This is a genomic window from Stenotrophomonas sp. YJH_SMC_46 (assembly GCF_059370315.1).
Genome location: NZ_JCAFTO010000001.1, coordinates 813,484 through 831,985 on the forward strand (window position 1 = coordinate 813,484; position 18,502 = coordinate 831,985).

General features: G+C 67.1%; 17 protein-coding genes. 7 read left to right on the forward strand and 10 right to left on the reverse strand.

The features are described 5' to 3' along the window. Positions 1–5 precede the first annotated feature (5 nt). Together AC5P8C_RS03775 and AC5P8C_RS03780 are read right to left on the reverse strand one after the other, a co-directional pair. Positions 6–1,016: an N-acetylornithine carbamoyltransferase gene (locus AC5P8C_RS03775; protein WP_164144815.1), complete on the reverse strand. Its 1,011-nt coding sequence runs from the start codon at positions 1,014–1,016 to the stop codon at positions 6–8. Positions 1,017–1,335: 319 nt separating this feature from the next. Then, the gene (locus AC5P8C_RS03780) at positions 1,336–1,899 is read right to left on the reverse strand and encodes a glycine zipper 2TM domain-containing protein (RefSeq protein WP_026347073.1); all 564 of its coding nucleotides are present in this window, start codon (positions 1,897–1,899) and stop codon (positions 1,336–1,338) included. Between the two features lie 187 nt (positions 1,900–2,086). On the opposite strand from AC5P8C_RS03780, the gene cysS reads away from it, so the two are divergent. Genes cysS through AC5P8C_RS03795 form a run of 3 tightly spaced genes read left to right on the forward strand, consistent with a single transcriptional unit; the run spans position 2,087 to position 5,217 of the window. Further along, positions 2,087–3,463, forward strand: coding sequence for a cysteine--tRNA ligase (cysS, locus tag AC5P8C_RS03785; protein WP_058979683.1), 1,377 nt, complete (start codon positions 2,087–2,089; stop codon positions 3,461–3,463). Positions 3,464–3,520: 57 nt separating this feature from the next. Then, positions 3,521–3,973: a SufE family protein gene (locus AC5P8C_RS03790; RefSeq protein ID WP_019660505.1), complete on the forward strand. Its 453-nt coding sequence runs from the start codon at positions 3,521–3,523 to the stop codon at positions 3,971–3,973. Continuing rightward, positions 3,970–5,217 (forward strand): MFS transporter, encoded by a 1,248-nt coding sequence (locus AC5P8C_RS03795; RefSeq protein WP_233653930.1) that lies wholly within the window; start codon positions 3,970–3,972, stop codon positions 5,215–5,217. The genes AC5P8C_RS03790 and AC5P8C_RS03795 overlap by 4 nt, the downstream gene beginning before the upstream one ends. A gap of 657 nt (positions 5,218–5,874) precedes the next feature. Here the strand turns inward: AC5P8C_RS03795 and dksA are convergent. Continuing rightward, complete coding sequence (dksA, locus tag AC5P8C_RS03800) at positions 5,875–7,101, reverse strand: RNA polymerase-binding protein DksA (protein ID WP_495218351.1); 1,227 nt, start codon at positions 7,099–7,101, stop codon at positions 5,875–5,877. Between the two features lie 271 nt (positions 7,102–7,372). Between dksA and yidD the strand changes: the two genes are divergently transcribed. From yidD to AC5P8C_RS03815, 3 genes are read left to right on the forward strand one after another with little or no spacing between them, the layout of a single operon-like run. Beyond that, a complete protein-coding gene (gene yidD, locus AC5P8C_RS03805; RefSeq protein ID WP_014037867.1) occupies positions 7,373–7,627 on the forward strand; it encodes a membrane protein insertion efficiency factor YidD in 255 nt (84 codons plus the stop codon). Position 7,628: 1 nt separating this feature from the next. After that, positions 7,629–8,975 carry a dihydroorotase gene (locus AC5P8C_RS03810; protein WP_019660508.1) on the forward strand — a complete coding sequence of 449 codons (1,347 nt, stop codon included), beginning with the start codon at positions 7,629–7,631 and terminating at the stop codon, positions 8,973–8,975. Then, positions 8,975–9,823 carry a M23 family metallopeptidase gene (locus AC5P8C_RS03815; RefSeq protein ID WP_164144710.1) on the forward strand — a complete coding sequence of 283 codons (849 nt, stop codon included), beginning with the start codon at positions 8,975–8,977 and terminating at the stop codon, positions 9,821–9,823. The genes AC5P8C_RS03810 and AC5P8C_RS03815 overlap by 1 nt, the downstream gene beginning before the upstream one ends. A 158-nt stretch (positions 9,824–9,981) precedes the next feature. Here the strand turns inward: AC5P8C_RS03815 and AC5P8C_RS03820 are convergent, their stop codons facing one another. The 5 genes from AC5P8C_RS03820 to efp all read right to left on the reverse strand — a co-directional run bounded on the left by AC5P8C_RS03820 (position 9,982) and on the right by efp (position 14,204). Further along, the gene (locus AC5P8C_RS03820; protein WP_019660510.1) at positions 9,982–10,686 is read right to left on the reverse strand and encodes a squalene/phytoene synthase family protein; all 705 of its coding nucleotides are present in this window, start codon (positions 10,684–10,686) and stop codon (positions 9,982–9,984) included. An 11-nt stretch (positions 10,687–10,697) separates the two neighbouring features. Further along, the gene (locus AC5P8C_RS03825) at positions 10,698–11,393 is read right to left on the reverse strand and encodes a phosphoglycolate phosphatase (protein WP_019660511.1); all 696 of its coding nucleotides are present in this window, start codon (positions 11,391–11,393) and stop codon (positions 10,698–10,700) included. Then, positions 11,390–12,106 carry a bifunctional 2-polyprenyl-6-hydroxyphenol methylase/3-demethylubiquinol 3-O-methyltransferase UbiG gene (gene ubiG / locus AC5P8C_RS03830; RefSeq protein WP_019660512.1) on the reverse strand — a complete coding sequence of 239 codons (717 nt, stop codon included), beginning with the start codon at positions 12,104–12,106 and terminating at the stop codon, positions 11,390–11,392. The genes AC5P8C_RS03825 and ubiG overlap by 4 nt, the downstream gene beginning before the upstream one ends. Before the next feature lie 24 nt (positions 12,107–12,130). After that, positions 12,131–13,474 carry a TRZ/ATZ family hydrolase gene (locus AC5P8C_RS03835; protein ID WP_019660513.1) on the reverse strand — a complete coding sequence of 448 codons (1,344 nt, stop codon included), beginning with the start codon at positions 13,472–13,474 and terminating at the stop codon, positions 12,131–12,133. A gap of 163 nt (positions 13,475–13,637) precedes the next feature. Continuing rightward, positions 13,638–14,204: an elongation factor P gene (efp, locus tag AC5P8C_RS03840; RefSeq protein ID WP_005410381.1), complete on the reverse strand. Its 567-nt coding sequence runs from the start codon at positions 14,202–14,204 to the stop codon at positions 13,638–13,640. Between the two features lie 96 nt (positions 14,205–14,300). Between efp and epmB the strand changes: the two genes are divergently transcribed. Then, positions 14,301–15,341 (forward strand): EF-P beta-lysylation protein EpmB, encoded by a 1,041-nt coding sequence (epmB, locus tag AC5P8C_RS03845; RefSeq protein WP_154081333.1) that lies wholly within the window; start codon positions 14,301–14,303, stop codon positions 15,339–15,341. An 80-nt stretch (positions 15,342–15,421) separates the two neighbouring features. On the opposite strand, the gene AC5P8C_RS03850 is transcribed toward epmB, so the two are convergent. Together AC5P8C_RS03850 and AC5P8C_RS03855 are read right to left on the reverse strand one after the other, a co-directional pair. Continuing rightward, on the reverse strand, positions 15,422–17,548 hold the full coding sequence (locus tag AC5P8C_RS03850) for a putative bifunctional diguanylate cyclase/phosphodiesterase (RefSeq protein WP_019660515.1): 2,127 nt from the start codon (positions 17,546–17,548) through the stop codon (positions 15,422–15,424). After that, complete coding sequence (locus AC5P8C_RS03855; RefSeq protein WP_495218352.1) at positions 17,545–18,447, reverse strand: phosphate/phosphite/phosphonate ABC transporter substrate-binding protein; 903 nt, start codon at positions 18,445–18,447, stop codon at positions 17,545–17,547. Before AC5P8C_RS03855 ends, AC5P8C_RS03850 begins: the two co-directional genes overlap by 4 nt. Positions 18,448–18,502: the final 55 nt, after the last annotated feature.

The window sequence follows — 18,502 nt, forward strand, 5'->3', positions numbered from 1 at the left end:
AAAAATCAGCGCCCGGCAACCGCGGCCATGATCGCCTTCTGCACGTGCAGGCGGTTCTCGGCTTCGTTGATGGCGATGCACTGCGGCGAATCCATCACCGCATCGGTGGCCTTCACGTTGCGACGCAGCGGCAGGCAGTGGCTGAACACACCGTTGTTGGTCAGCGCCATCTTGCGTTCGTCGACGATGAAGTGCTTGAACTGGTCGCGGATCGGCTTTTCCGGTTCCCAGTTGCCGAAGAACGGCAGCGCTCCCCAGCTCTTGGCGTAAACCACGTCGGCGCCGGCGTAGGCGCTGTCGAGATCATGGCTGATCTTCAGCGAACCACCGCTCTCGGCCACGTTCTGCTCGGCCCAGCCCATGTAGCGCTCGTCGAGGATGTAGTCGGCGGTCGGGCAAAGCAGTGTCACGTCCATGCCCATGCGGGTGGCGATGGTCAGCGCCGAGTTGGCCACGGCGGTGTTGAGCGGCTTGGGGTGGTAGGTCCAGGTCAGCACGTACTTCTTGCCACGCAGGTCCTGGGTGCCGAAGTGCTCCTGCAGCGCCATGATGTGGGCCAGCTCCTGGCACGGGTGGGTGATGGTCTCCATGTTGATGACCGGCACCGGCGAATACCTGGCGAAGCTGTTGAGGACGATGTCCTGGCGGTCGTACGCCCAGTCCTGGAACTTCGGGAACGCACGCACGGCGATGATGTCGCAGTAACGGCCCAGCACCTTGGCCACTTCCGCGATGTGTTCCTCGGTATCGCCGTCCATCACCGTGCCGAGGTTGAACTCGATCGGCCACGCATCCTTGCCCGGCTGCAGCACCACCGCATGGGCGCCGAGCTGGAACGCGCCCAGTTCGAAGCTGGTGCGGGTGCGCATGGACGGGTTGAAGAACACCAGCGCGATCGACTTGCCCTTGAGCTGGTCGCCGAGCTTGTTGCGCTTGAACAGCGCGGCCTGGGTCAGCAATGCGTCGAGATCGCTGCGGCTCCAGTCCTGGGTGTTCAGGAAGTGCTTGGGGGACATCTTCTTTCCTTGCGTGGCGGCGCCGGGTTCGACGCGGTGGAAGGGAAAACAGGAAGCAAAGGTGAAACGAAAAGGTTGCAGTTGCAGCTTTCAGAACGCGGAAACGAAAAAACCCAGCCGGCGGGCTGGGTTTTTTTTCGGACGAACAGCAAAAAGCTCCGGTTACCCAGCGAGAATGTGGGGTTCCGGTCGACGCGCACGCGAGGTCATGCCCGACGCCTGTCGGGCTGCGCTGCTGTCGTGCTGGAAGTCGGTGAGCTTCATGGCCGAATATCTTTGCATGCGGCCGTGACCGGCGCAAGGGGCCGGGGTCGCAGAATCAGGGATTGCCGGCGGCGCCCTGCTCAGGACCGACCCAGGGGGTGATCGACACCCGGATCTTGAGCCGGTTGCCCGGGTCTTCCGGCAGCCGCGACCGATACTTGGTGCCCTTGTAGACGTAGTCCACGTCGTAGGCGATGGGCCGGCGGAATTCACGCCCCACCGGCACGATGCGGCAGTCACGGGTCAGCATCGGGCCATTGTTGGCAGGCGCCGGGGCCGGCGTTTCGGGGCCGGCCTCTTCGGAGGGCTCCTCGTCGCTGCGCTTGAATATCGAGCGCACCGAGTCCCAGAAACGGCTGATCCGGCCCTTGTCCTCGACCGGCTCCTCGCCGGTCACGTTGACCGGGGCCAGGGTGCGGGTCGACACCGGCTCGCAATGCTCCTCGGTACGGGTCGCGCGCAGGGTCTGGAATACCGGCTCGACGTTCAGTACCTGGGCGTAGTCGAACTTCACGTTCTCCACGATCACCACCCGGTTGCGGGGCTCGGCCTCCTGCGCCAGCACCACGGCGGGCAGCGCCGACAGGCAGGCCAGGGTCAGCAATGCGGTGGATTTCAGTGGCGACGGGAGCAAGGACACGGCGATAGTGTAGGCAGTGGCGAGCGCAAGGGGCTGAACATTACCCGTCCACGCCGCTCCTGCCCACCCCACCCTGGCTCCCTCCGGCGTCCACCGGTGGCAACCAGCGCCCCCAAAGGGAGCGACACGTTCTAAAATCACAGACTTGTCCCCCAGCCACAGCCCCATGACCCTGCGCCTGCACAACAACCTGACTCGCCAGCTCGAACCGTTCACCCCGCTCGACCCGGCCTGTCCGACCCTGTATGTGTGCGGCCCCACGGTCTACAACTACGTGCACATCGGCAACGCCCGTGGCCCGGTGGTGTTCGGGGTGCTGGCCGACCTGCTGCGGCGGCGTTTCGGCGCACTGCGCTACGCCCGCAACATCACCGACGTGGACGACAAGATCAACACCGCCGCGCGCGAGCAGGGGGTGCCGATCAGCACCATCACCGACAGGTTCGCCGCCGCCTACCGTGAAGACATGGCCGCGCTGGGCGTGGTGCCGCCTGACATCGAACCGGAAGTGACCGCGCACATGCCGCAGATCATCACCATGATCGAGCAGTTGATCGCCAGTGGTCATGCCTATGCCGCCGAAGGCCACGTGCTGTTTGCGGTGGCCAGCTTTGAAGGCTACGGCAAGCTCTCGCGCCGTGATCCGGAAGAGATGCTGGCTGGCGCCCGCGTCGATGTCGCCCCCTACAAGCGTGATCCGGGCGATTTCGTGCTGTGGAAGCCATCCAGCGACGACCTGCCCGGCTGGGAATCGCCCTGGGGCCGTGGCCGCCCGGGCTGGCACATCGAATGCTCGGCGATGGCCGCCGCCCACCTGGGCGAGACCATCGACATCCATGCCGGCGGCGTCGACCTGCAGTTCCCGCACCATGAAAACGAGATCGCGCAGAGCGAATGCGCGCATGGCGGCAGGATCTTCGCCCGCTACTGGCTGCACAACGGCATGCTCAACTTCGGCGGCGCCAAGATGAGCAAGTCACTGGGCAACATCGAGCGCGTGCATGACCTGGTTCGCCAGCATCCGCCGGAGGCACTGCGCCTGGCCCTGCTGTCGGCCCACTACCGTCAACCGCTGGACTGGTCCGATGCGCTGATCGAACAGTCGGTGCGTACGCTGGACCGCCTGTACGGCACCCTGCGCGAACTGGCCTCGGTCGAGGCCAGCGCGGTGATTCCGGCCACGGTCGAAGCGACCCTCGACGACGACCTCAACACCCCGCAGGCGCTGGCCGAAGTGGCCCGCATCGCGGCCGAGGCGCGTCGTGCCACGGACCCGGCCGAACAGTCGCGCCTGAAGGCCGAGCTGCTCGGTGCCGGCCTGGCGCTGGGCCTTCTGCAGGCCGATCCGGCGCAGTGGTTTGGTACCGCTGCGGGCGCTGACGGCGACGATGCCCGTATCCAGGGCCTGATCGACGAGCGCGCTGCGGCCAAGAAGGCGCGCGACTTCGCCCGTTCCGATGCCATCCGCGACCAGTTGGCCGCCGAAGGCATCGTGCTGGAAGACACCCCGCAGGGCGTGCGCTGGTCGCGCAAGCGCGGCTGACCTGCTGCCCTGCCCCGTGGCCGGCCCGCCGGCCACGCCCCCACTGTAGAGACTGTTGTGACCGACTCCCCGTTCCCGCTTGAACCCACCGCCGCCGAGGCCCAGACCGCCATCGCCGAGGAATTCGGCTTCTTCGGCGACTGGTCCGAGCGCTACCAGTACCTGATCGACCTCGGCCGCAAGCTGCCGGCCTTCCCGGAAGAATGGAAGACCGAAGAGCATCGCCTGCTCGGCTGCCAGTCGATGGTCTGGATCGTGCCGGAAGGCAATGCGCAGTCGCTGCGCTTCCATGCCATCAGTGATTCGGCCATCGTCTCCGGCCTGATCTTCCTGGCGCTGCGCGTGTACTCCGGGCGCTCGGCGCGGGAGATCCTGGCCACCGAACCGAGCTATATCCAGGACATCGGCCTGGCCCGCCACCTGTCTCCGACCCGCAGCAATGGTGTGGCTGCGATGCTGGCCTTCATCCGCGAGACCGCGCAGACCCAGCTGCAGCGCGATCCGTCGTGAACGAGCCTGCCACAGCCGAGGACACCGCGCTGGGCCTGCTGTCCCGGCCCGGCTTCGCCAAGCTGCTGGCCTACCGCATCTTCGCGATGCTGTCCTACCAGGTGGTGGCAGTCACCGTCGGCTGGCACATCTACGAAGTCACCCGCAATCCGTTCTCGCTGGGCCTGATCGGTCTGGCCGAGGTGCTGCCGTTCTTTTGCGTGGCGCCATTCGCCGGCTACCTGGTCGACCATCTGCCGCGGCGTCGGTTGGGCATGGCGGCCTGTTCCGGGCTGATCGCCACCGCGCTGGTACTGACCAGCGTGGCCAAGGGCTGGCTGCCGTTTGAAGGCGTGTGGCCCATCTATGCAGCCATCGCCCTGACCGGCATGGTCCGCGCCTTCCTGTCACCTATCTACAACGCACTGTTCGCCCGCGTGCTGGCCCGCGATCAGTTCGCGCGCGGCGCAGGCCTCGGCGCGGTGGTGTTCCAGGCCGGCATGGTCGCCGGCCCGGCGCTGGGCGGCGTGCTGGTCGGCTTCGGCGGCAAGGGCCTCTCCTACGCGGTGGCTACGGCCTTTGCGCTGGTGGCGATGGCCTGCCTGGCTACATTGAAGGTGGAAGAACCGGTGCACACCGGTCCCGCCGCGCCGATCTTCAAGAGCATCGCCGAAGGCGCGCGCTTCGTGGTCGGCAACCGGATCATGGTCGGGGCGATGGCGCTGGACATGTTCTCGGTGCTGCTGGGCGGCGTGGTGGCGATGCTGCCGGCCTTCCTGCACGAGATCCTGCACCACGGTCCGGAAGGCCTGGGCGTCCTGCGCGCGATGCCGGCGCTCGGTTCGGTGTGCGTGGGCCTGTGGCTGGCCCGCCACCCGCTGCACCGCAATGCCGGCCGCGTACTGCTGTTCGCGGTGGCCGGTTTCGGCCTGTGCGTGATCGGCTTCGGCCTGTCGCAGCACTTCTGGCTGTCGGCGCTGATCCTGCTGTTCTACGGGGCCTTCGATGGCATCTCGGTGGTGATCCGATCGACCATCCTGCAGTTGGCCACGCCGGAAGAGATGCGCGGCCGGGTGTCGTCGATCAACGGCATCTTCATCAGTTCGTCCAACGAGCTGGGCGCGTTCTATGCAGGCACGATGGCGAAGCTGCTCGGCCTGGTGCCGGCCGTGGTGCTGGGTGGGTTTGCGGTGCTGAGCGTGGCCGGGATCACCGCGTGGAAAAACCCGACATTGCGGAAATTGAATCTGCGTGATCTGCAGTAGCGTCGGCTCGTCGTTTCCGCGACAGCCGCTTTACGTGCGCCGACGCATTGGTAGCGCCGGGCCATGCCCGGCGGCCCTTTTCCGCGACCGCGGCGGGGTGTCACTTTCTTTTCGCGAAAAGAAAGTAACCAAAGAAACGCTCCGCCATCCGCGAGCCGGCGCTGCGCGCCGGTGCCCTGTGCTCCTCGGTGAATCAGGGGACGGCGCCGAACTCGCTGCGCTCAAACAGCGGCGCCTCTTCGCCCCTGATTCCCCTGCGGTGCTCGGCTCGCTACAAGGCGGACTCAAGTCAAGAGCCGCAGCCGCGCACGCAGGCTTCGGTAGCGCCGGGCCATGCCCGGCGAGCGAAGTGGTGGTCTTTGCTCTCATCCTCCCTCCAAGCCCGCGCCTTCGGCCTGAGCCGAGCGTGGGCTCGGCTCTACATCGGCCGCGCACGCAGGAAACCGTCGAGAGCCTGCGGGTGGGTCCGGGCAGGACCGTCCGCGGCATGGATGCCGCGGCCGAGCTTACAGGGATGTACTTGCAGCGTGTCCTGCCCGGACCCACCCGCAGGCTCCACCCGATACCCGGAAGGCGCTGCTCTACACAGCCAACTCGAACCCAACAAAAAACCCGGCCGAGGCCGGGTTTTTCGCATGACCATACAACGAGCAGGAATCAGTCGCCCTGCTGCTTCTGCAGGTGCTCCCAACGCTCCTGGGCGTCGATGGTGCGCTCGGCGGTCAGGCGCGCTTCGAGGCGCTCCAGGCCGATTTCTTCGCCGGTGTCGACGCAGTAACCGTAGTCGCCCGCTTCCAGGCGCTTCAGGGTGCTGTCGATCTTGCCGATCAGCTTGCGGTAGCGGTCGCGGGTACGCAGCTCCAGCGAGTTCTCGGTCTCGCGGGTCGCGCGCTCGGCTTCGTCGCCGATGTCACGCACTTCCTCACGAAGATTCTCGATGGTCTGCTTGGACTCTTCCACCAGGTCCGCGCGCCAGTTCTGCAGACGCTGACGGAAGTACTCCTGCTGCAGCGGGCTCATGTATTCCTCTTCCGAGGACGGCTTGTAGCCAGTCGGCAGGATCGGGCGGCCGGTGGCCTCGTCGGTCTTGTACTCGACCACCTTGTACTTGCTGCGCGGGGCCGGTGCAGCCGAGCGGGCGGCGACGGCCACGGCAACCTTGCCGACAGGGCGCGACACGGTCTTCGGGGCGGAATCGGATTTCACGGCGGTTTTGGCAGGCGATTTCGAAACGGGCACGGGATTCTTGGATTGCGGGGCCTTCGAAGCGGCAGGAGCGGCGGCCGGGGCCGGCTTGGAGGCCGGTTGGGCTGCTGCCACTGCCACGGTCTTGGCCGGGACAGGCTTGGCCGGAGCCGGCTTGGCAGCAGGCTTCGGTGCGGACTTCACTACTGGGGCCGGGGCCGGCTTTACGGCCGGCGCGGCAACATTCTTGGCACCCTTCTTTACAGCGGCAGGCGTGGCGACCGGCTTGGCCGCAGCGACCTTCTTTGCTACGGGCTTGGCGACCGGCTTGGCTGCAGCCTTCTTCACCACCGCCTTCGGCGCCGGCTTGGCGGCGGCCTTCTTGGCCACCGGCTTGGCGGCAGCTTTCTTCACCGGCGCAGCCTTGCTGACGGTCTTCTTCGCCGGCGCCTTCTTGCTGGCAGCGGCTGGCTTGGCCTTGGCGGGCGCAGCGGCCTTCTTCGCCACCGGCTTGGTTGCCTTGACCGGCGTTTTCTTTGCGGTGGCCTTCCTGGCCGCCGGTTGCGAGGACGCTGCCTTGGTCGCCGGCTTGCTGGCCGGCTTCTTGGCAACGGGCTTTGCCGCCAACTTCTTCACAACAGGCTTGGCGGTTTTCTTGGCGGCCGTTGCGGCCTTCTTTGCAGTTTTTTTAGCAGCCACGAAACGCTCTTCCTTGGATTCCCCGGGGCCCGGGAAAGCGGGCCTTTATAGCCTACCCGACCCGCAGCAGCAACCTCGGCACCCTGCCCCATTCAGTCCTGGAGCCAAGGCGCCCAATGGGCAGTCCGACGAACACGGACCGCCTTGCGCGGTACGGAACCTGGCCAGCACCCGACGGTGCTGGTACCGGTCGCAGGCCATCGGCGACATGCGACCAACGGCCCATCCTGCACAAATGCGGCCTTCATGCCAACTGGCATAAGATGACTGGGTGATCTCGCGCCTGCTCATCGCCTTGCTGCGCTTCTACAAGCGCTTCATCAGCCCCTTGCTGGGGCCCCGCTGCCGTTTCGTGCCGAGCTGTTCTGAATACGCGATGGACGCGATCTCGCGGCACGGCCCGCTGCGCGGCAGCTGGCTGGCTGCGCGCAGGCTGGGCCGCTGCCACCCGTTCCATCCCGGCGGCTTCGACCCCGTGCCCGAGTCCCCCAACGCCCCCTCTTGCCGTTGCACAGGAAAACATTGACATGTCCTCCACCCTCATCACCAATGCCCGCATGGTCAACGAAGGCCGCACCTTCGACGGCGACCTGCGCATCGAGAACGGCCGCATCGCGCAGATCGGCAACGGGCTGGCGCCGCGCGACGGCGAGCAGGTGGTGGACGCGGCCGGGCGCTGGCTGCTGCCCGGCATGATCGATGACCAGGTGCACTTCCGCGAACCGGGCCTGACCCACAAGGGCGACATCGCCAGCGAATCGGCGGCCGCCGTGGCCGGTGGCCTGACCAGCTTCATGGACATGCCCAACACCAACCCGCCGACGCTGGATTCGACCATCCTGGAAGCCAAGTACGAGCTCGCGCGCGGCCGCGCCTGGGCCAACTACGGCTTCTACCACGGCGCCAGCAATGACAACCTGGACGCGATCCGTGCGCTGGACCCGAAGAAGGCCCCGGGCGTGAAGGTGTTCATGGGTGCTTCGACCGGCAACATGCTGGTCGACAACCCGGAAACGCTGGACGCGATCTTCCGCGAATGCCCGACCCCGATCATCACGCACTGCGAAGACACGCCGATGATCGATGCCAACCTGAAGGCCTTCCAGGAAAAGTACGGTGATGCGCTGACCCCGGACATGCACCCGGACATCCGTTCGCGCGAAGCGTGCATCAAGTCGACCCGCCTGGCGATGTCGCTGGCACGCAAGCACGGCACCCGCCTGCATGTGCTGCACATCTCCACCGCCGACGAGCTGGCGCTGTTCGAGAAGGGCCCGCTGATCCGCGCCGATGGCAGCCGCAAGCAGATCACCGCCGAAACCTGCGTGCACTTCCTGCACTTCGCGCGCCCGGACTACGCGACCAAGGGCAACCTGATCAAGTGCAACCCGGCGATCAAGGAAGTGTCCGACCGCGAGGCAATCACCGCTGCACTGGCCGATGACGTGCTGGACGTGCTGGCCACCGACCACGCGCCGCACACCTGGGAAGAGAAGCAGAAGCCCTACGCGCAGGCGCCGTCGGGCCTGCCGCTGGTGCAGTACGCACTGGTGGCCGCGCTGGAGCGGGTGCACGAAGGCAAGCTGACCCGCGAGCAGGTGGTGCAGAAATTCGCACATGCGCCGGCGCAGCTGTTCGACGTGGAAGAACGCGGCTTCCTGCGCGAGGGCTACTTTGCCGACCTGGTGCTGGTGGAGGACGTGCCGTTCACCGTCAAGCGCGAGGACGTGCTGTCCAAGTGCGGCTGGTCGCCGTTTGAAGGCACCACTTTCCGCTCGCGCATCGCCTCCACCTGGGTCAACGGCCAGCTGGTGTGGGACGGCAGCAAGCTGGTGGGCGAACCCGCCGGCCAGCGCATGACCTACGACCGCTGATGCGTTCGGCACTTCTGTTCGGAGCGCTGCTGCTGGCCGCGCCCCTGTTCACCGCACCGTCGGCGCAGGCACAGGACGGCATCGGCAGCCTGATCGACAGCCGCGTGGTGTTCCCGGCCAGTGCGTCACAGGGCGCGCTGGTGATCGGCAAGGTGCCCGCTGGCAGCCGCGTGCAGTACGCCGGCCGCCAGCTGCGGGTGAGCGGCTATGGCAGCGTCGTGTTCGGCATCGGCCGCGACGAGAAGGGTCCGCTGCACGTGCAGGTGCAACGCCCCGATGGTGGCAGCGAGACCGCAACCATCGCGGTGACGCCGCGCGACTGGCCCACCGAGCGGGTCAACGGGGTGCCACCGAAGACGGTGAATCCGCCGGCGGCGATCGCCGAGCGGATCAAGCGCGAACAGGCGCAGGTAACCGCTGCACGTTCGCGCGACGACGACCGTACCGACTTCACCCAGACCTTCATCTGGCCGGTCCAGGGCCGCATCAGCGGCCGCTTCGGCAATGCGAGGGTGTACAACGGCCAGCCCGGTGCCGGTCATTCCGGCATGGACATCGCGGTGCCGACCGGCACGCCGGTAAAGGCACCGGCCGCCGGCATCGTCACCTTCGCCGGCCCCGACCTGTACCTGACCGGTGGCACGCTGCTGCTCGACCACGGTTTCGGGGTCAGCTCCAACTTCCTGCACCTGTCGCGCATCGACGTAAAAGTCGGCGACCGTGTGGAGCAGGGCCAGGTGATCGCTGCCGTCGGCGCCACCGGCCGTGCCACCGGCCCGCACCTGCACTGGGGCATGAACTGGTTCGAGACCCGTATCGACCCGCTGCTGGTGCTGGAGCGCAAATAACGCCCATCGCCCGGTGCAGCGGTGAGCCACTGTTGTAGAGCCGAGCCCACGCTCGGCTGCTGTCGCGCAGAGATGAGCCGAGCATGGGCTCGGCTCTGCAGACAGCATTCAATCAACCGCGCGAGGTAGCGCCGGGCCATGCCCGGCGGAGCGCGGGATCAGCCGCGCGCCGCCCACCACACGCGCAGCAGGGTGCGCACCGGAGTGGCTTCGATTGGCTTGCCTGCGGCCTGCGCGGCCACACGGGCACGTGCCAGGCTGGACCACACGCGGCGCGGGCGCGGGCCGGGCACGCGGGTGCCCCACCCCTTCAACAGATGCTGCGCCCAGCGCTGCGCAGCGGTGCTGGCATCACCGTCCAGCAGGCTGCGCGGCACACCGGCCACGCCGGCATCCTGCAGGCGCTGGGCCAGGGTCTGCAGCTGCACCGCGCGACCGGCACCGGTGCGCGGCTTGTCCGCGAACAAGGTTGCCTCCACTGCGGCTACGGCCTCGGCGTAGTTGGCCAGCGCGCGCTCGGCGCCGGCTGCATCGGGCGCGACGGTGCGTGCTTCAACCAGATCCGGCAGCGCTTCGGCCAACTGCGCCCACGGCGCACGCACCGGCTCCAGCAGCCGGCCCAGCGGATGGCGCGAACGATGCCCGGCCCAACTGCGCAGCTCCTCGCCCCACCACGCCAGCTTGGCGTCGGCCGGCAACGGGTCGCCGCTGGTGTTGAGCATGTCGTCGAACTCCTGCAGCAGCGCAAACCACGCCACGGCCAGCTCGCGTTGCGATTCGGCCACGAACGGGGCGGCCACCGACCATTCCGGCCAACGGCTGCGCCACTTGTCGAGGAAACTGTCCAGCGCGGTACTGCTCACTACACCATTCCTTACGGCTGGGCCGGGGTTGCCGGCCGGGTCGGCCAGAGACTGGCCAGTTGCAGAAGTTCAGCGTTCTCGACCAGCACGTCGGCCTGCCAGGCCAGCGGATCGTCGCTGTGCAGGCGGTAGCCCCACAGCGCCGCCACCGACGGCATGGCCGCGGCCCGCGCGGCGATGATGTCGCGCTCGTCGTCACCCACGTACACGCAGTCTTCGGCAGCAACGCCAATGGCCTGCGCAGCGTGCAGCAGCGGCAGCGGGTGAGGCTTGCGCTCGGCCAGGCTGTCACCGCCGACCAGCACCGCGCAACGCTGCTGCCAACCATGTTGCGGCAGGATCAGACGCGCCAGGTACTCCGGCTTGTTGGTGACGATGCCCCACACCGTACCGGCCTCATCCAGCGCGGCGAGCATGCCGGCCACGCCGTCGAACAGCACTGCGTGCTGGCCGATCAGCGCTTCGTAGCGCTGCAGGAATTCTGGGATCAGCGCGTCACGTGCGGCGACGTCCAGTTCCGGGAAGGCAGCCGAGACCATCGCCCGCGAGCCCTTCGACACCACCGGGCGCAGTGCGGCCGGATCGATGGGTGCACGACCACGTTCGGCCAGCATCGCGTTGCAGGTAGCGACGAAGTCCGGCGCGCTGTCCAGCAAGGTGCCATCCAGATCGAACAGCACCGCGCGCGGGAAGCGTGCAGAGGTCATGCCGGCTTGACCGCGTAGGCCAGATAGTTGATGTCGGTGCGGCTGCTCAGGCGGGCATGGTTGCGCCACGGCTCGTAAGCCATGCCACTGACATCCACCAGCTGCACATCAGCCTCGCGCAGCCAGCGCGCCAGCTCGGCCGGCTTGATGAATTCCTGGTAGTGGTGCGTGCCCTTGGGCAGCAGGCGCGCCACGTACTCGGCGCCGACGATCGCCACCGCGAACGCGGCGGCGGTGCGGTTGATGGTCGACAGGAACAGGTGGCCGCCCGGCTTCAGCAGGCGATTGCAGGCGTCGATGATCGCGCCCGGGTCGGGCACGTGCTCAAGCATTTCCATGCAGGTGACCACATCGAAACTGCCCGGCTGCTCGGCGGCCAGATCCTCGGCGGCCTGCACGCGGTAGTCGACCTTGGCGCCGCTTTCCAGCGCATGCAGGCGCGCGACCTTCACCAGCTCCGGGGCCAGGTCGATGGCGGTGACGTCGGCGCCGGCCTGGGCCAGCGCTTCGCTCAACAGGCCGCCACCGCAACCGATGTCGAGCACACGTGCGCCGCGCAGCGGCACGCGGTCGGCCACGTATTTCAGGCGCACCGGGTTCAGCGCATGCAGCGGCTTCTGCGGGCCGTCAGCGTCCCACCAGCGGTTGGCCAGCGCGGCGAACTTGTCCAGCTCGGCCTGATCGAAATTGGAGGAAGCGTGGGGGGCAGTCATGAGGGGTCCTTGCGGCGCCAGGGATCAGGCGCGGATATGACGGATGCGCTCGCGCCACTGGCGCGCGTTGGCGATGATGCCCGGCAGGTCCATGCCGACCAGCTCGCGCTGCACCAGCTTCGGCTTGCCGGCGATCCAGACGTCGCTGACCTGCTGGCGGCCGGTGGCGTACACCAGTTGCGACAGCACGTTGTGCAGCGGCTGGGTTTCCAGCGCAGACAGGTCGACGCAGACCAGGTCGGCCTGCTTGCCGACTTCGATCGAGCCGATGCGGTCACCGAAGCCCAGCGCGCGTGCGCCACCCAGCGTGGACGCGCGCAGCGTGGTTGCCGCATCCAGTGCAGTGGCGTCGTCGGCCACGGCCTTGGCCAGGATCGCTGCGGTGCGGTTCTCGCTGAACATGTCCAGGTCGTTGTTGCTGGCGCAGCCATCGGTACCGATCGCCAGGTTCACGCCTGCGCGCTGCAGGGCGCAGGCCGGGCAGAAACCGGAGGCCAGCTTCAGGTTGGATTCCGGGCAATGCACCACGCTCACGCCGCGCTCGGCGCACAGGTGGATTTCCGCATCGGTCAGCTGGGTCATGTGCACCGCAATCAGGCGGTCGTTGACCAGGCCGAGCCGATCCAGCCGCGCCAGCGGGCGCTGGCCGTGCAGCCTGATCGAATCGTTGATTTCCTGCGCGGTCTCGTGGGTATGCAGGTGCACCTGCATGTCGAGCTGGTCGGACAGCATCCGCACCCGCTCGAAGTTGGCATCGTTGACCGTGTAAGGCGCATGCGGCGCGAACGCGGTGGCGATCAGCGGATCGGTGCGCCACTGGTCGTGCAGTTCACCGGCCTTGGCGAAGTACTCGTCGTCGGTCTTGGCCCAGGCGGTGGGGAAATCGATGATGACCGCGCCCACCAGCGCGCGGAAACCGTGTTTCTTGTAGACCGCGGCCTGCACGTCGCCGAAGAAGTAGTTCTCGTTGGCGCAGGTGGTGCCGCCGCGCAGCATCTCGGCGATGGCCAGGGTGGTGCCGTCGGCAACGAATTCGGGGCCGATCACCGCCGCTTCCACCGGCCAGATGTGCTGCTGCAGCCAGGTCATCAGCGGCAGGTCGTCGGCGACGCCGCGCAGCAGGGTCATCGGGTTGTGCGTGTGGGCGTTGACCAGGCCCGGCATCAGCGCGGCCTCGGGGCGACTGACTACCTGGGCGGCACGGAAGCGCGCGCGCGCCTCGGCACGCGGCAGGATGGCCACGATCTCGCTGCCACGCACGGCGACGGCATGGTCTTCCAGCACCACCGCATGCGGCTCGATCGGAACGACGTAACCGGCTTCGATGAGCAGGTCGCAGGCTTCGGGGAGGTGCGGGCTATCGCTCATGCGGGCTCACTGGCTATTGGAGAAGGGCCTGGCGGGAGGCGGTAGCGCCGGGCCATGCCCGGCGGCTGTCCGCTGCGGCGCCATGGGCGCCAGCAACGGGTTCCGGGTTATGCCCGGAAAGCCGAGCATGGCTCGGCTCTACAGGTAATCCGGCTGCGCCGGATTACTTGACGCGTGCGGAGTACTCGCCCGAACGGGTGTCGACGCGGATCACTTCGTCCTGGTTGACGAACAGCGGCACGCGGACCACGGCGCCGGTTTCCAGGGTGGCCGGCTTGCCGCCGCCGCCCGAGGTGTCGCCACGGACGCCCGGATCGGTCTCGGTGATCTTCAGCTCGACGAAGTTCGGCGGCTGCACGAAGATCGGCTCACCGTTCCACAGGGTGACCACGCAGGACTCTTCGCCCTTCAGCCACTTCTCGGCGCCGCCCATGCCGGCCTTGGTGGCCTGGACCTGCTCGAAGGATTCCGGATCCATGAAGTGCCAGTACTCGCCATCGCTGTACATGAAGTTCATGTCGGTGTCGACGACGTCGGCTGCATCCAGCGAGTCGGTCGACTTCATGGTCACTTCCTGGGTACGGCCGTCCTTGATCAGGCGGTACTTCACGCGGGTGAAGGCCTGGCCCTTGCCCGGCTTGACGTATTCGGTGTCGATGATGACGGCCGGTTGGTTGTTGACCAGGATCTTCATCCCGTTCTTGACGTCGTTCATGCCGTAGCTGGCCATGCGTAAACTCCTGAGTGGCAGAAACGCCGCGGGTGCGGCGAGCCGTTAGAATGGAAAGCCCACCGGGTGCCGGTGGGCAACTGTTTTTCTGCCCCCATGATAACCGCAGGCCCCCTCTCCATGCAGCTTTCCGCCTTCCCCCGGCCCCAGTCGCCAGGCGCGCCCGCGCGCTGGCAGCAGCTCTGGCGCCAGGCACTGCGCGACCCACAGGCCCTGCTGGCCCGGCTGCAGCTGGACCCGGCCGCGCTGGGCGTCTCGGAAGCGGCCATGGCCCAGTTCGCGCTGCGCGTGCCGGAGGGCTTCGTGGCCCGCATGCGCAAGGGTGATCCGGCCGATCCGCTGCTGCGCCAGGTGCTGCCGATCGACGAGGAAATGCGTCCCGCGCCCGGGTTCAGCTTCGATGCGGTGGGCGATGGCGCGGCCAAGAAGGCCACCGGCGTCATACAGAAGTACCGTGGCCGTGCCCTGCTGGTCGCCACCGGCAGCTGCGCGATCAACTGCCGCTACTGCTTCCGCCGCCACTTCGACTATGGCGCGGAGAACGCCGCCAAGGGTGGCTGGCAGGAGGCCGTAGCCGCCATCGCCGCCGACCCGGACATCGACGAGGTGATCCTGTCCGGTGGTGACCCACTGTCGCTGGCCACGCACAAGCTGGTCGAACTGACCGATGCCCTGCGCCCCATCCCGCATATCCACCGCCTGCGCATCCACACCCGGCTGCCGATCGTGCTGCCCGAGCGCGTGGACGATGAGCTGGTCTCCTGGCTGGGCAGTCTGCCCTGGCCGCTGGCGATCGTGGTCCACGCCAACCATGCCAATGAATTCGACGCCAGCGTGGACGCGGCGATGGCCCGCCTGCGCGCTACCGGCGCCCAACTGCTGAACCAGGCGGTGTTGCTGCGCGGGGTCAATGACAGCGTGCAGGCCCTGCAGGACCTGAGCGAGCGCAGCTTCGACGCCGGCGTGCTTCCCTACTACCTGCATCAGTTGGACCGGGTCGAGGGCGTGGCCCACTTCGAAGTGGATGACGCCCAGGCCAAGGCGCTGATTGCCGGCCTGACCGCGCGCCTGTCCGGTTATCTGATCCCGAAACTGGTGCGCGAACTGCCCGGCGACCCGAGCAAGCGTCCGCTGTAGCCCCAAAAAAGGGGACGGAGGGGATTAAGTCGCAAATGCACAAGCGACTTAATCCCCTCCGTCCCTTTTTTTTGTGTCGGTCAGAGGCCCGATTCGATCATCCGCACCACTTCGGTGGCGGTCACCGGATGACTCAGCCAGTAGCCCTGGCCAAGATCGCAGCCGCGCTGCACCAGCAGCTCGAACTGTGCCTGCTGCTCGATGCCCTCGGCCACCACGGTGATGCCCAGTGCGTGGGCCATGGCGATGATCGCCGTGGTCAGCGCCAGATCGTCGGGATCGCGCTGCATGTCGGCCACGAAGCTCTTGTCGATCTTCACCCCGTCCACCGGTACCTGGCGAAGATGGCTGAGACCGGAGAAGCCGGTGCCGAAATCGTCCAGCCAGACCTTCACGCCGGTGCGGTGCAGCTTGTCCAGCAGCTGTGCGGCCACCATCTCGTCGCCGATCACGGCGGTTTCGGTCAGCTCCAGATGCAGCCGCGAGGCCGGTAGCCCGGACTCATGCAGGCACTGCGCCACCAGTGCCGGCAGTTCGCCGCCGCGCAACTGCCGTGGCGACACGTTGACCGACACGAACAGGTCGTCCCCGGCCGTCCCGGGCGGCCATTGCGCGGCCTCCATGCAGGCCGCACGCAGCACCTTCGGGCCGATGACTTCGATAAGGCCACTCTGCTCGGCCACCTCGATGAACACCGAAGGCGGGATCGTGCCCAGGGTCGGGTGCTGCCAGCGCAGCAGCACTTCAACGCCGACCATGCGGCGGTCGCGCATGCGGAAGATCGGCTGGTAGGCCAGGCGCAGTTCGCCGCGCTCCCAGGCGCCGCGCAGCTCCTGTTCCATATGCACGCGACGCTCGACTGCATGGTCCATCGCCCGGCTGTAATAGCGATAGCAGTTCTTGCCCGCCATCTTTGCCTGGTACATGGCAATGTCGCCGTTCTTCAGCAGGGTGGTGGCATCGGCCGCATCGTCAGGGAACAGGGTCACGCCGATCGAGGTACCCAGGAACAGTTCCCGGCCCTGCACCACCAGCGGCTTGCCCAGCTCCCGCACCAGCACTTCAGCCAGCAGCCGCGCATTTGCGGCCACATCACCATCGCCCACCAGGATCACGAACTCATCTCCGCCGAAGCGCGCCAACAGGGCTTCATCGCCCCCGGCTTCGGTGACCGCGCGATCGATACGCTGTGCAAACTGCAGCAGTGCTTCATCGCCAGCTTCGTGGCCAAGGGTGTCATTGACTCGCTTGAAGTCGTCGATATCGGCGAACAACAGGCCCAACCGGTGATTGGCGGCACGGGCAGCCATCAACCGATGATCAAGCGCCTCGCGGAATGCCAGCCGGTTGGTCAGCCCGGTCAACGCGTCGGTATAGGCCATGCGCCGCACTTCGCGGTCATGGCGGGCGATCGCATCACGCATGCGGGCAAAACCGCGCACCAGTTCACCCACCTCGTCGTCGCGGGTGTTCTCGGCCAGCGGCGTCTGGTAGTCGCCCGCCTCGATGCGACGGGCAGCGACGGCGAGATCACGGATCGGCGCAACCAGAGTACGCTGCACGTACAGGATCACGACCACGCCGATCACCACCAGTAGGCCCAGCATCAACAGCAGCCAGCCCAGGTGACGGCTGCCGACCTGCTGCAGGCGTTCGCCCAAGGTGGCGTTGGCTGCCTGCTCGCGCTGCTGCACCTCATCCAGCGCCATGCCGACGCGGACGCCGCCAATGCGCTGGTTGCCGACCATGATCGGCATGGTGTTGTCGAGCACCTTCGGCGACTCCTGCACGACCAGCGCCTGCGCAGCCGCGGCCCTGGGTGCAAGAGGATCAGCCATCGGCTGGCCGAAACCGGATACTTCGACCGAGCCGTCGTGAACCAGCCGGCCGCGTTCGTCGAACACCAGCACGTAGCGCACCACGGGCTGGCGCGCAGTACTGCGCACCAGTACGCCAACCTGGTCCAGGTCACGGTAGTACAACGGGTTGGCCAGCGCATCGGACAACTCGCGCGCCATCGCCTCGCCGCGGCTGCGCACGCTGCGGTCGAACAATTCATGGATGACGCCACCGCTGAGGTTGCGCACCTCGCCCTGCATCGCCGCTTGCCGCCCCAACAACACTGCCAGGATCGCGATCACCACGACCATTGCCCCGCCCATCGCGAGCAGGAACCGGGCCTGCATCCCCGAGCCAAGCCACTTCATTCCACTTCCATCCGCACGCGCGTCAATCCTTGTTTCAATTCATCCAGCCGCTGCTGCGCATGCGCATCGACGCGGTGGAACCCGGAAGTGCCAAAAAACCGATGCAGCGCTCCCCGTGCCCTCGGGTCGCCGGCCGCCTGCAGCAGCACTTCCTGCAGGCGATCGCGCACGCGTGGATCAAGGTTGGCGCGGACCATCTCCACCGCACGCGGGTAGGGTTCGGTGCGCAGCAGCTCGCGGAAGTCGCGCCGGAACGCTGCTGGCATCCGCCGTTCGTCATTCCAGTCCACGCTGCTCACTGCTCCCACGTCAACCACCCCCTTGTGCACGAACGTCGCGATGTTCAGCTCGCTGCGTGCAAATACGTAGCCCACGCTATCTGGGCCCGGCATTTCCCATGCACCGGCCAGGATCTGCGGCGACAGGCCTTCCTGCAGCAACGTCATCACCGGCACCAGGTAGGCACTGGTGGACGACGTGTTCTGCAGGGCCAGGCGATGGCCCCGCAGATCCTGCATGCGCTGGATCGGGCTGTCGCGGCGCACGAAGAAAACCGTCTGGTACTCCCGCACACCGTTGCGCTCGGTCAGCAGCAGCGGACGGGCGCCACTGCGCTGGCCCAGCGCCACCGCCGTACCCGAGGTTTCCGTGACCCAGTCGACACGACCGCGCCGCAGATAGCTGGCCATCTGCTGTGGATCGCGTGCCATCAGGATCCTCCCCTCCTTGATGCCAACGTCGTGCATGCGCGCCACCACGTAATCCAGCAAGGGCTGAAGCTGCTCGTGGTGGGCCTTGGGATCATCGCTGATCCGGCCCAGCACCAGCACGTGGTCCGGTGCTGCACGCACCGTCCCGGCCAGCAGGACCATGGCCAGGCTCAGCAGTCCCCCCTGCATTGCCTTTCGCAGACCCGACACAGGCTTCATCCCCCCCTGGGTATCCAGACAGACT